The sequence below is a fragment of the Polaromonas aquatica genome (genome assembly GCF_050626995.1).
GTDB classification, from domain to species: Bacteria; Pseudomonadota; Gammaproteobacteria; order Burkholderiales; family Burkholderiaceae_C; genus Polaromonas; species Polaromonas aquatica_A.
Genome location: NZ_CP192467.1, coordinates 1,500,273 through 1,512,904, shown reverse-complemented (window position 1 = coordinate 1,512,904; position 12,632 = coordinate 1,500,273). Strand labels below are relative to the sequence as shown.

Here is a 12,632-nt window from a genome sequence, read left to right as displayed (position 1 = left end):
AATATCACAGTGCACCTCATGGAGCGTTTGGTTTATCGTGCGGGAGGCAGCAGGCCGCTCAGGTCGTCGAGCGTCACGGGGCCGGATGGGCGGTTTCGTTCATCGGCGCTGACCGCTGCCGTGTTGTTTACGGCCTTGGCGCGCGGTGTACGCGGCGCGACAGGAATTCCGCCGGTATAAGCCAGACGAGGTAGGTGTTGCACTGCCGCATTTTCGCTCTGAAGTGTCAGCCTGGGATGGCCCACAAAGAGGCCTATCGTGATACTGCTCTGAACATAGGTGGTGCGGCCTTCCACCAGTTCGGTGTCCAGAACTGTTTCGACTTCTGTGCGAGCACTGACGGTATATTTGCCCGCTGCGCGGTCAACGAAGAAGAAACCATTGGGCTGTGATTTCCCGATAATTTCGCCATTGAGTTTGATGTCTGGCTGGACCGCCGCCCCCAAGCCACCCGAGCGGTAGATTATCAGGCGTCCATAGCCCGAACGCAGGGTGGGGAAGCTGGCCTCAACTTCGGCATATCGCGGGCCAGTGGCGGCACAACCGGTAAGAAAAATTGCTGCAGCAATAACAAGCAATCGAAAAATTTGCATCCCATCCCCCTCATTTTTTGTTCGACTCGCGTGAGTCTAGCATTCAGTCGGCCTGGTGATGGGCTGAGAAAAGCGGGCCCAGAAGGGCCGGACGCGAGCGCTTCAAACCGATGCTTTTACGAAGCTAATCGGCAAGAGGCGCATTTTCACTGTTCATCAAGCCGGCTGAGGCTGCGCCGCATTGCGCATCAGGCCGATGCCATTGAACTGCGGGCTTTCCACCCGCTTGTGCGAGTCCAGGTTCTCAGGATTTGGTGCCGGAGGCGGCTTTGCTTGCGCCCGGCACGTCATAGAACTTGACCTTGCCCGTCTTCACGTCGTACATGGCGCCCACGATCATGATCTCGCCCTTTTGCTCCATCTCGCGCAGGATGGGGCTTTTTTCGCGGATCGTTTCCACCGTGAGGTGCACGTTGCTCTCGGCCACCATCTCGACAAAGGCATAGTTCTTGGACGTGCGGTCCTTGATGTCGGCGGACACCAGGCTCGCGGCCGGCTTGATCTTGCCGATAAGGCCCGTCAGGTTGCCGAGTTGGGCATCGTCGCAAGCACCTTTGATGGCACCACAGCTGGTGTGGCCCATCACCACCAGCAGCTTGGCGCCCACGACTTTGTGCGCGAATTCCAGGCTGCCCAGGATGTCTTCGTTGACGATGTTGCCCGCCACGCGCGCATTGAAGAGGTCGCCTATGCCCTGATCGAAAACGATTTCGGCCGGCGCGCGCGAATCGATGCAGGACACTACGCTTGCCAGCGGGAACTGGCCGTCCGCGGTGGCCTTCATTTCCTTGAGGTAGTTCTGGTGGCGCGGCTTGCCCGAGACAAAGCGCATGTTGCCGGCTTTGAAGCGCGACAGGATTTGCGCGGGCGTCACGGCGTCCTGGCATGCCTTGGCGTCCTGGATGGTGCAGAAGGTGCCGGGCTTGACGGCCTTGGCCTTAGCCGCCTTGCCTTCGGCGTGAACCGCAGGCGACAGGGCGAGCATTGAGAACAGTACTCCGGCCACGCCGATGGCTAATTGATTTTTCCGCATGAGAATTTCCCTCGTTAAACAAGTTGGTTTTGACTATGTGCCGCTGGCCGCACCCTCAACCGGTGTCACGGCCAGCCCATAATAGGTATGAGCCGGCATGGGCGCACAACCACTTGTCGGACGCCTGGGGGATTGCTAATGCTATTGGCGTACGCAAAATGCGCTACAAATCAAAAGGCCTTGAGCAAGGTGCAAAACCCAGGCGGGGTGAATCCACGTTCAGGCGTTTGCAACGCCGGGTAGCCGGTAAGGAGTTCTCATTCAAACGCCCTTGGGGCCCTAGCCCAGACTTTTTTGCAGCCAGTCCGCAAACGCCGCGCATTCCCAGCGGTCCATGGTGCCGGTACGCCAGCACAGGTAGTGTGCGTGCGGGCTGGGGACGTTGCCGGCGAACACCGCGTTGCTGCCCAGGCGTACCAGCGAGCCGTTTTCCAGCCAGGGCGCGCCCAGCTTGAGGCGTATCAACGCAATGCCCATGCCGGCGGCTGCGGCGTCGCACATCAGGCCTATGTCGTTGAACTGGGAACCGTCGGGGGGTTCCGGCCAATCGAGTTTGTGGGCGGCAAACCAGGTACGCCAGGGCTCCAGGGGCGAGCGCAACAGGCTCTCGCCTTCGAGGTCTTCGGCCGCTTCAAAGGGGCCGTTCTCACGTACAAAAGCGGGCGAAGCCAGTGGCGCCACTTCGTCCTTGCTGAGGCAGACATGTTCAAGGTCCGCATAACGGCCAGTGCCGAAGCGCACGATGAGATCGGCGTCCTCGGCCACCACGTCCAGCAGCGGGATTGACACCTGCAAGGTCAGGTCGATCTCGGGGTAGGCGTCGGTGAACTGGCGCAGGCGCGGGATCAGGATGGAGCGCGCGAAGGTCGGCGTAACCGCCAGGCGCAGCTTGCGCTTGCCGGGCGTGGTGCTTTGTCCGGCGGCACCCGGAAATTTCTGCAGCGTGGCCAGGCCTTCACGCACATGGGCGAGGTATTCGCTGCCTTCGGTGGTCAGCGAGAAATCGGCGCGGCCGAAGAGCTTGGTGCCGATGATCTGCTCTAGCTGCTTGACGCGGTGGCTGACGGCGCTGGGCGTGACGCACAACTCCTCGGCCGCCTGCGTCACGCTGCGCAGCCGCGCCAGCGCCTCGAATGTCAGCAGGCATTGAATGGGCGGGATTCGCGCCGGCGTGGCCATGTTGCTTATTTAAAAATGACCGTCTTATGGCCGTTCAAAAGCACGCGGTGTTCGCTGTGCCACTTAACGGCCCGCGCCAGCACCTGGCTTTCGGTGTCGCGGCCCATGGCGGTCAGGTCTTCCACGGTCTTGCTGTGGTCGGCGCGCGCCACGTCCTGCTCGATGATGGGGCCTTCGTCAAGGTCGGCCGTCACGTAGTGCGCGGTCGCGCCGATCAGCTTCACGCCGCGGTCGTGCGCCTGGTAATAAGGTTTGGCACCCTTGAAGCTGGGCAGAAACGAATGGTGGATGTTGATGGCGCGGCCTGAGAGCTTCTGGCACAGGTCATTTGACAATACCTGCATGTAGCGCGCCAGCACCACGAGTTCGGCGCCTTCGGATTCGATGATCTCCAGCTGCTTCGCCTCGGCCTGGGCCTTGGTGGCCGCTGTGACGGGGATGTGGTGAAACGGGATGTTGTAGCTGGCCGCCAGCTGGTAGAACTCGCGGTGATTGGAAACGATGGCGCGCACCTCAATCGGCAGCAGGCCGGACTTGCAGCGAAACAGCAGGTCGTTGAGGCAGTGGCCCTCTTTGCTGACCATGATGACGGTGCGCATAGGCTGGGTGGTGGCGTGCAGCTTCCAGTTCATGCCGAAGGGCTCGGCGAAGGCCTTGAGCTGACTGGAGAGTTCCTCGTGGGTGAGCTTGTCGCAGGCGAACTGCACGCGCATGAAAAACAGGCCCGTGTCGTGGTCGTTGTACTGTGCGGCCTCTTCGATGTTGCCGTCGTTGTCCAGAAGGAAGCCGGACACGGCATGAACAATACCCATACGGTCCAGGCAGGACAAGGTGAGGATATAAGCGTGATTCATAGGGGATGAATTGTCGCAGGTGAGGCCCGCTTCCGCCCGGACGGGGCCCCAATCAACGCTGCGCCGGGACGGCAACGGTGCCAGAATGCCGGAAACCCCTTTTCCAGACGCAGGAGACACGCCATGGCTTACCAGAATTTCAACATGGAGCACCAATGGCTCCCGTTCACGCCCAACCGGAGCTTCAAAAAAGACCCGCGCGTGTTTGTGGCCGCCGACGGCATGCATTTCACGACCCATGACGGGCGCCAGGTCATCGACGGCATCTCCAGTCTTTGGTGCGTGGGCGCGGGGCATAACCGCAAGCCCATCAACGAGGCGATCAAGAAGCAGCTCGATACGCTTGACTACGCGACGGCCTTCCAGGCCAGCAACGACCAGGCCTTCAAGGCTGCCGAAATCATTGCCGGCATGGCGCCGGGCGACCTGAACAAGGTGCTGTTCTGCAATTCAGGCTCGGAAGCGGCCGACACATCGCTCAAGGTCGCGCTGGCCTACCACCGTGCGCGCGGCGAGGGTCACCGCAACATCTTCATAGGCCGCGAGAAAGGCTATCACGGCGTCGGCTTTGGAGGCATGAGCGTGGGCGGCATTCCGGCCAACCGCAAGGTCTACGGCGCGGCGCTGCTGCCGCGCGTGGACCACCTGCGCTTCATCCATGATCCGGTCAACCATGCCTACATCAACGGTACCGAGCCCGTATGGCAGGAAGACCTGCTGCTGGAATTGGAGAACCGTATCCTGCCGCTGCACGACCCGAGCAATGTGGCCGCCGTCATTGTCGAGCCGGTTTCCGGCAGCGCCGGTTGGTATTTGCCGCCCAAGGGCTACCTCAAGCGCCTGCGCGAGATCTGCGACAAGCACGGCATTCTGCTGATTTTTGACGAGGTCATCACCGGCTTCGGCCGCCTTGGAACGGGCTTCGGTGCGGACTACTACGGCGTCGTGCCTGACATGCTCAACTTCGCCAAGTGCGTGACCAATGGCGTCATCCCGCTGGGCGGCGTGATCTGCTCGGACCGCATTTACGACGGCATGATGAACGCCAACAGCGGCGCGCCCGAACACGCCATCGAGTTTTTCCACGGCTACACCTACTCGGGCCACCCGGTGGCCTGTGCCGCCGCTATTGCCACACTGGAACTGCTCAAGAAGGAAAAATTGTATGAGCGCGCCGGCCAGATGGGCAGGGTGCTCGGCGATGCAATGCATGGCGCCTTCAAAGGCCTGCCCAACGTGATCGGCATTCGCAGCCTGGGGTTAGCTGGCGCGGTGGAGCTGGCATCGGTGGCCGGTGCCCCGGGCAAGCGCGCCTATGACATTTTCATGGACTGTTTCCATCAGGGCGTGCTGGTGCGTCCGGCAGCCGACAATATCGTCATCTGCCCGCCCTACATCATCGAAAACGAGCATGTGGACCGCATCATCAACGTAGTGGCCGACGCGATTCGCAAAAACGCCTGAGCGGCTGGGGACTCAGGGTTTGGGAGCCAATCTTTTCTCCAGACCCGCACAGTAGTCCTTCTCGGGCAACGCGGGTGTGGTCCACACTGCATCAAAGACCTCGGGCTGTTCGTTCCCAACGCCTCCCGCGCGCAGGCGGACGGCTTTTGCCTTCAGGTCTGCCGGCAGATGTTGTGGCACGCCCAGCTGGCGGTCTGCATGGCCACTGCCGGCCAGCAGCAGCACGGTTTTGCCAGGCAGCGCCGCCTGGGCCAGCGTATTGGCCATGGTGATGTCCTTGGCGATCTGGATTCGGGTCATGGGGGTGATCTGGCTTTCGGGCAACAGATTGCAGTGGCCGGTACGTATGAGCTGCTGCTGCGCCTTCAGGGCCGGCCCCGGCAAGCGGGCATCAAGCTGGCTGTCGGCCATGCTCGCCGGCATCTGCGCCCGGGGCAAATTTGCGCCTAATACCGGCACGCCAGCGCGCACGGCCGTCATCACGGCGGGACCATAGGCAACCCATGGCCAGCCCTTGTCGTTCCATTTCAGGGCATTGCGCACCTGTTGTTCGGTGGCGCTGGGTCGGAGTGTGGAAGTGCTTGCGCCCGTGTCAGCCATCTCTAGCGCCACGGCAGCCAGCACCCCTTTGGCCGCCAGAGCGGTGACCACCTCCTGTTCGATTGTCTGGTGTTCAACAGCATCGTGCTGTTCCCCGAGGATCAGAACGTCGGTGGGGAGAAGCGTCTCCAGCCGGGTGGATATTTGCGCGGTATCGTTGCCAGGGGCCTGCAAAATGGGCGCTTCCGGCCTTGCTGCACAGCCGCTCAACAAAGCCATCATGGCGATGCAGACAAGGCATGCCAGAGCACGAGAAGTGAGGAAATGGCGCATCGATGGATACTACCGCTTCCAGCGGCAGTTTCACACCGTAGTGCTCTGCATACCCTACCTGGTTACGTGCCGCCGCAGCTGTGGCGGTCAGTGCAATGAAATGGGGGTATTGGCAAGCCCGCTGTAGCCTTCCAGCGTGTCTTCGATTTCTTCCTGCGTGGGGGTGTTTTGCGCCCAGGCGCTCAGGCGCTGCTGGAACATTTCGGCCCACGAACCATCCAGGTAGACCTCCTTGCCTGAACGTTTGTCCACAATTTCAAAGCCATGGCGGGCTAGCTGTGGAACGGCCGGTGCAGGCGCGGATTCCTCCGGGGCATTGGCATGAATCTGCATAACAACAAAAGATTCCGAGTCGTAAAGCATGTGCATGGTGTGGTCCTTTGTCTTCAGATAGCAACGATGAGGCCAAGTTCAAGTGCAAGGGCCTTTAGGCACGCAAGTGTTCGGTAAAGAGGCGCTAAGCCGTGTAAAACCGCACAAAAAGCGCGCCTCACTGTGCGTCATAACAACGCGGCCACCGGCTTCAATTCTTGCTGAGTGCATTGAGCTGCTGGTCAACAAAATCCCCGTTGAACTGGGTTATTTTGTTGCGCACCGGCAGGTAGCCCAATGAGGGCGCGAACCAGATCTCGACTTTGGTGTCGAACTCCCTTCGCGGCAGCCGGGTGAGCTTGACGGTGTCTATCTCGCCTAAGGGCAGGCGAAGTTTTTCCTCTTTTTCCACCCGGAAAGTCCAGGTGTCGGCCTCGCGCGGCCCGACGGTGTAAATAGAAATGCTGGACTCCACTGGGAAACCTGACGGATTGGCAGCCAGCATGCCGGCCAACTGAAAGAACACGCTGATACGGTCTTGCGCGCCCTTGGCCCAAGGCGCCGTTGGTGTGTTGGCGCTGAAAATGATCAAACCCTTGTCAGGTTCGAAATGTGCGGCGACCTCGCTGCGCGATCTCTCAAAGTAACGAATCGGAGAAAGCCCCTCGGCATTGATCTGGCCGGTGCTGCCCACGCTGCGCGAGCCCAGACCCCACGCGCTGGCTTCGACGCGAGCGTCGTAGCCGTCACCGCGGTTTTGCCACCGGAGTTCCGCGGTCGCATGCCATGACAACCCTCTCGCGTTACTGGTCATCTTGTATTCCAGCTGGACGCTCTCAGGCAGCGCGACAGCCGTCACTGGCGTCTGAGCAGGGCCGGCGGGCGCTGCGGGCGCGCTTGCCGCGGATTCCGGTACGAGGGCGGCTGCCGCTTCCTGGGCAGATGTTTTGCCTGCGCCTTCAGTGGCGGGGGATTCGCTGGGAACGGGTATTTCGAGGGATGGGGTCGCTACAGAATTGATAGCGAAAGGCTCAAGCGATGATTGGGCTGGAGGTGTTTTTGGCTTGAGAGATTTTGGACGAGGCCGCGGAGGCGCCGGCTGAGGTGCCGCCGCGGGTTGCACCACAGGCGGCGGGGCGATGCTGCGGGTGATCAGGGGCCGGACGCGTTGTGGGGCTGGGTCCAGCTCGGGGCCAAACCGCACAGGCGAAGACATAAGCACCAGTGCGTGTATGCCAAGCACGGCCGCTGCCAGCACGGCCAATGCGCCCCAGGGCGGTGCAGCGTCATGGCCGCGCGTGATGCCGGCTTGCGTGGCCGCCAACATCGTCATTCCTGTTTGAACCCCAAGTCGCGGGAAAGTTGCCGCGCTGCTGCCGCCAGGGGCCGGGCGACGGCGCCGTCCCAGGCGGTATCAAAAGTAGCCAGCGAGCCCAGCGCGACCATGCCCAGCACCAGGTGGCCGTCGGCATCAAACACCGGTGCGCACAAGCCGGCCACACCGGGCAGCAGAGTGTTGACGGCGCGCGCCATGCCGCGCAGGCGCACTTCTTCGAGCAGGGCGGCTACCTCGGCCATGCTGGCGGGAACGTCCTTGCGCGCGAGCTTCTGGTTCCGTACGAGTTCGTCTTTGACGAGCAGCGCCAGTCGGCTTTGCGGCCGGGCGCCAGCCGCCAGGCGGGGAAGTGAAAACGCCGCGAAACACAGGCCTGTGGCCGACGACAGCAGCGGCATGACATCGCCCAGCCGCAAGTTGACCGTTACGGCCTGAGGTGATTCTTCCCAGTGCACCAGCGTGGGTCCCTGGTTGCCCCAGACGGCCAAGGCCAGGGTCTGCCCGGTTTGCGCCATCAGCGTGGGCATCAGTTGCCGGGCCAGCTTCACACTGTCGAGCCGCGACAAGGCGGCCAGACCCAGCTTGAGTGATGCAGGGCCCAGGTTGTAGCGGGTGGTGCCGCTGTCCTGGGTTACCAGGTCCAGGCGTTGAAAGCTCACCAGGTAGCGGTGGGCTTTGGCCGCGCTCATGCCGGCAGCCGCTGCGAGGTCACGCAGCATAAGCGGGCCGGGCGAGGTAGACAGAACCTCCAGCAAGGCAAAGCCGACTTCGACCGACTGGATGCCGGCGCGCTGCGGCGCCGGGCTGCTGCGGACGGGAGAGGTTGCGCCGGGACTTGCTTTCATGGAGATGAATAGAATTTCAGATGACGCGTCGGGCGGGATGGATGGATCGTAACGCGGGGGCCGGGGACATGCCGCTCCGGAAGACGCTGCCGGCACGGCACAATCAGTCCTTTAGCGATGCCGACACTGCCCTATCAGGATACCGATGAAACTAGCCACTTACAAAGACTCTTCCCGCGACGGCCAACTCGTTGTGGTTTCGCGTGATCTCTCAACGGCGCATTATGCGACGGGCATCGCCAGCAAACTGCAGCAGGTGCTGGACGACTGGAACTTCATGTCGCCACAATTGCAGGACTTGTATGAGGCCCTGAATAATGGAAAAGCACGGCACGCTTTCCCGTTCGAGCCGTCGCGCTGCATGGCCCCGTTGCCGCGCGCCTACCAGTGGGCCGACGGTTCGGCTTTCATCAACCATGTGGAACTGGTACGCAAGGCCCGCAATGCTGAGGTGCCCGAAAGCTTTTACACCGACCCGCTGATGTACCAGGGCGGTAGCGACGATTTCATCGGTGCTTGCGACAATGTGGTGGTGGCCAGCGAAGATTTCGGCATCGATTTTGAGGCGGAAGTCGCCGTCATCACGGGGGACGTGCCCATGGGGGCCACGCCTGCCCAGGCACTGGAAGGCGTGCGTCTTCTGATGCTGGCCAACGATGTCTCGCTGCGCAACCTGATTCCCGACGAACTCGCCAAAGGCTTCGGCTTCCTGCAAAGCAAGCCGGCCACAGCCTTCAGCCCGGTCGCGGTGACGCTGGACGAGGTGGGTGATGCCTGGGACAAAGGCCGCCTGCACATGACATTGCAAAGCACCTGGAACGGCCGCAAGGTCGGCATGTGCGAAGCCGGCCCCGAGATGACCTTTCATTTCGGCCAGCTCATCGCCCATATCTGCAAGACCCGCAATGTGCGCGCCGGCAGCATCGTCGGTTCAGGCACCGTCAGCAACAAGGACTGGAGCCACGGCTACAGCTGCATCGCCGAAAAGCGTGCGATCGAAACCATCGAAGACGGCAAACCCAAGACAGAGTTCATGAAATTTGGCGACACCATACGCATCGAAGCCAAGGGCAAGGACGGAATGTCGGTGTTCGGGGCGATTGACCAAAAGGTCGCTGCAGCGAACTGAGCACTTTGTAGTGCAGACTACCTTGAATAAGCCTTTCTCGAGCCGTCTTCAAACACGGCATCGTCGCGCAGCGGCTTGCCTTCATCGTCCCAGCTTCTCTCGCGCGTGATGCGCCCGCGCTCGTCGTAGCTTGATTCCGCCACCAGCTTGCCGGCCTCATTGAAGCGCTGGTGCGTGCCCAGCGGCAATTGCCGGTAGCGGTTGGAGGCGTTGAAGCGGCCGGTCGCGGCGGTTTTTCCGCTGTCGAAAAACTCGGTGATCTGCAGCCATGCCGCGTCGCCCTCGCCGCCGTATTCGGTCTTGCTGCGCGGCTGGCCGTTGAGGTAGTAGCTCTGGTCGCTGACGGGTTTGCCGGCCGACCAGCGCCTGTCGCGCGTCAGCGCGCCGCTGTCGGCGAACTCCTGCTCCCGTTCCCTGAGGGACGTCTTGCCGTCGAGCTGCCACTGGATTTCACGCCGCTTGACACCGGCATTGTTGAAATGACGTTCGGTGCGCGTGCTGCCCGAGAGCTCTTCCTGGTAATCCGGCTTGCCGCCTTCGCCCAGCGTCTCATGGCGCACGCGCTTGCCGGCCAGGTAGCTGCTGCGTCCTTTGAGCACGCCTTTGCCGCTGAACAGGTCAAGCTGCGAGGTGCCACCTGAAAAACCGCACCAGCGGGCATCGTCGGCCGGCGGCGCCAGCAAGGGCTTGTCACCGCAGCGCAGGGCCTGGAGCTGGCCGCTTTCGTTGAACTCGGCATAGGCCTGCTCGATGCTGCCGCCCTCGCGCGGCCCGTAAAACACGATGCGCTGCAGCTGCCCGTTGGCGTGGAAACTGCGCGCCAGCCCCATCTGGCTGCCGTTGTCGTAGACACTGTCGCGCAGCACCTGTCCGCCGGGCGCGAAGTCGCGCGAGCGGCCGTGCTGGTTGCCGCGCTCGTTCACGCTGTACTCGCGCTGTAGCTTGCCATCTTTGTAATAGCGCACCAGGCCCATGAACTTGCCGCCCTGCAGCTCCTGCTCGCGCGTCGGCAGCCCGGAGTCGCGATCCTTGCAGCGCATGATGCCGGTCTTGCCGGCAGTGGTGCCGCCGTGGTGGGGGTTGACGCTTTCTCCATTGAGTTCGCAGTCCTGCACCGCATGCGCCCAGGCCGGCGCCAGGAGGCAGATGCACAGCAGGGCGATCCGGTGCGCGGCCTTCACGCGGCGGCCCCGGCCTGGCTGATGAAGAGGCGTATGCCGCGCAGGAACATCTCGACCGAAATTGCCACCAGGATCAGGCCCATCAGCCGTTCAAACGCCATCATGACGCGATCGCCGGCCACACGCTGGATGCGCTCGGACAGCACCAGGACCACGGCGCAAACGGCCATGGTGACGCACAGTGCGGCGATCCACTCGAGCCTGCGCGCCGGCGCCTGAGACACCAGCAGCATGACTGTGGCCAACGCTGAAGGACCGGCCAGCGCGGGAATTGCCAGCGGCACGATCAGCGGCTCGCCCTGCAGGGGCGCGGCTTCGGGCTGGTCCGACGGGAAAATCATGCGCAGCGCGATCAGGAACATGACAACGGCGCCGGCAATCTGGAGCGACAGATCGCTGAGGTTCATCAGACGCAGAAAACCGTCGCCGACGAACATGAAGGCCAGCAGCAGCAAGAATGCGATCAGCACCTCGCGCAGGATGACGCGCATGCGCCGCTCGGGCGCTACGCCCTTGAGGGCGTTGACAAAAATCGGGATGTTGCCGAAAGGGTCCGTGATGAGCAGCAACAGCACGGTGGCGGAAGCAAAGGTGTAGGCCATGATCCAAGCTTAGCAGGGCAGTCCCGTGTTGGCGGGCATGGGCCCGCTTTTGGGCGATGTGAGAGGCTATGCGTTGCTAGAGATATGCTATTAAATCAGGAGCTGTTTGCGCACGATTAATAAGGGCTGCAGCCTATTTTTGTCATTAATGCGTTGCGGGGGCCATTTGTGCCGGTTCGATTCTGGCATTCGCTTCCAGAGGATAAAAACCGGTTGACGCGCCGCTGTGGCGTTGCACAATGAAGGTGTGTGCCGGGCTGCCCGGCATCCCCCGCTATCGATGCAATCATGCACAACTTGCCAGGAGACATCCATGAGTGACGCAGACAATCCATCTTTCCCCGGTTTTGGCAAGCTGGTGCCCGGTTTCGATTTTCTGCAGAACCTGACCAAGCAGGCGGCCGGTAGTGCGGCGCAGAGCATTCCCCAGCTGCCCAACCTGGGCAACTGGGTGGCGCCGACACTCAATGTCGAGGAGCTCGACAAACGCATTGAAGAACTCAAGGCCGTCCAGTTCTGGCTAGACCAGAACGCCATGGCGCTTAAGGCCACCATCCAGGCCCTTGAGGTGCAGAAGATGACGCTGGCCACCCTTAAAGGGATGAATTTCAACATGGGCGACGTGGCCAACGCCTTCAAACTCAAGGTGGCCGACAGCGTGGCGGGGGGCGTGCAGCGGGTAGCCGACAAGGCCCGCACGTTCTCGGGGCTGGAGGTTCCGCCGACCAACTTTGGTACGGACAAGCCCGCCGCCAAACCCAAAGCCAAGGCGCCCGCAGCTGCCAAGGCCGCCGCGCCGGCAGCCGGCGTGGTGGACCCGATGCAATGGTGGGGCGCGCTCACGCAGCAGTTTCAGACCATCGCGACGGACGCTATGAAGGAAGCCGCCAAAAAGACAGCAATGGACACTACCAAGAGCCTGGCCACGGGCCTGGCCAAAGACGCCATGAAAACTGCCACCGGCATGGCAACAGGCATGGCCCGCAACATGGCCGAAACCGCCGGTAAAACGGTGGCGGGCGGCGCACGCGCGGCCATGAACACCGCACTGCGCAGCAGCCAGGGCTGGCCGACGCCCACCGCTGGAAAAGTCGCCGCCAAACCCGCCACTAAACCTGTCACCAAAACGGCCGCCAAAGCAAAACCCAAGGCACCGGCGCGCAAGGCCGCGCGTAAAACGGCGCGTTGATCCGCACGCTAATCCGTGCACTGATGTACGCTGGAACCTTAC

The 12,632-nt window shown here is 62.1% G+C and carries 13 protein-coding genes; 3 read left to right on the top strand and 10 right to left on the bottom strand.

The annotated features are described in order from the left end of the window. Positions 1–32 precede the first annotated feature (32 nt). From ACQ4MS_RS07265 to purU, 4 genes are all read right to left on the bottom strand, one after another. On the bottom strand, positions 33–593 hold the full coding sequence (locus ACQ4MS_RS07265; RefSeq protein WP_431098714.1) for a DUF2846 domain-containing protein: 561 nt from the start codon (positions 591–593) through the stop codon (positions 33–35). Between the two features lie 244 nt (positions 594–837). Beyond that, on the bottom strand, positions 838–1,626 hold the full coding sequence (locus tag ACQ4MS_RS07260; RefSeq protein ID WP_431098712.1) for a carbonic anhydrase family protein: 789 nt from the start codon (positions 1,624–1,626) through the stop codon (positions 838–840). Between the two features lie 279 nt (positions 1,627–1,905). After that, entirely contained in the window at positions 1,906–2,805 is a 900-nt protein-coding gene (locus ACQ4MS_RS07255; protein WP_431098711.1) for a LysR substrate-binding domain-containing protein, read from the bottom strand. Between the two features lie 5 nt (positions 2,806–2,810). Continuing rightward, a complete protein-coding gene (gene purU / locus ACQ4MS_RS07250; protein WP_431098710.1) occupies positions 2,811–3,659 on the bottom strand; it encodes a formyltetrahydrofolate deformylase in 849 nt (282 codons plus the stop codon). Positions 3,660–3,782: 123 nt separating this feature from the next. Here purU and ACQ4MS_RS07245 point away from each other — a divergent pair, with 123 nt between their 5' ends. Beyond that, on the top strand, positions 3,783–5,123 hold the full coding sequence (locus ACQ4MS_RS07245) for an aminotransferase class III-fold pyridoxal phosphate-dependent enzyme (RefSeq protein WP_431098708.1): 1,341 nt from the start codon (positions 3,783–3,785) through the stop codon (positions 5,121–5,123). 12 nt (positions 5,124–5,135) lie between these two features. Here the strand turns inward: ACQ4MS_RS07245 and ACQ4MS_RS07240 are convergent, their stop codons facing one another. From ACQ4MS_RS07240 to ACQ4MS_RS07225, 4 genes are all read right to left on the bottom strand, one after another. Beyond that, positions 5,136–5,945: a ChaN family lipoprotein gene (locus ACQ4MS_RS07240; RefSeq protein WP_431098706.1), complete on the bottom strand. Its 810-nt coding sequence runs from the start codon at positions 5,943–5,945 to the stop codon at positions 5,136–5,138. Positions 5,946–6,083: 138 nt separating this feature from the next. Continuing rightward, positions 6,084–6,365 carry a BTH_I0359 family protein gene (locus ACQ4MS_RS07235; RefSeq protein WP_431098705.1) on the bottom strand — a complete coding sequence of 94 codons (282 nt, stop codon included), beginning with the start codon at positions 6,363–6,365 and terminating at the stop codon, positions 6,084–6,086. Between the two features lie 154 nt (positions 6,366–6,519). Continuing rightward, positions 6,520–7,635, bottom strand: coding sequence for a DUF3108 domain-containing protein (locus tag ACQ4MS_RS07230; RefSeq protein WP_431098703.1), 1,116 nt, complete (start codon positions 7,633–7,635; stop codon positions 6,520–6,522). 2 nt (positions 7,636–7,637) lie between these two features. After that, positions 7,638–8,489, bottom strand: a complete 852-nt coding sequence (locus ACQ4MS_RS07225) for an IclR family transcriptional regulator (protein ID WP_431098702.1) — start codon at positions 8,487–8,489, stop codon at positions 7,638–7,640. A gap of 145 nt (positions 8,490–8,634) precedes the next feature. Here ACQ4MS_RS07225 and ACQ4MS_RS07220 point away from each other — a divergent pair, with 145 nt between their 5' ends. Next, on the top strand, positions 8,635–9,618 hold the full coding sequence (locus tag ACQ4MS_RS07220) for a fumarylacetoacetate hydrolase family protein (protein ID WP_431098700.1): 984 nt from the start codon (positions 8,635–8,637) through the stop codon (positions 9,616–9,618). 17 nt (positions 9,619–9,635) lie between these two features. Here ACQ4MS_RS07220 and ACQ4MS_RS07215 read toward each other — a convergent pair whose 3' ends face one another. Beyond that, entirely contained in the window at positions 9,636–10,799 is a 1,164-nt protein-coding gene (locus tag ACQ4MS_RS07215; protein ID WP_431098699.1) for a hypothetical protein, read from the bottom strand. Further along, positions 10,796–11,401: a MarC family protein gene (locus tag ACQ4MS_RS07210; RefSeq protein ID WP_431098698.1), complete on the bottom strand. Its 606-nt coding sequence runs from the start codon at positions 11,399–11,401 to the stop codon at positions 10,796–10,798. The genes ACQ4MS_RS07215 and ACQ4MS_RS07210 overlap by 4 nt, the downstream gene beginning before the upstream one ends. A 313-nt stretch (positions 11,402–11,714) precedes the next feature. On the opposite strand from ACQ4MS_RS07210, the gene ACQ4MS_RS07205 reads away from it, so the two are divergent. Continuing rightward, entirely contained in the window at positions 11,715–12,590 is an 876-nt protein-coding gene (locus ACQ4MS_RS07205; RefSeq protein WP_431098697.1) for a PhaM family polyhydroxyalkanoate granule multifunctional regulatory protein, read from the top strand. The last annotated feature ends 42 nt before the right edge of the window (positions 12,591–12,632 follow it).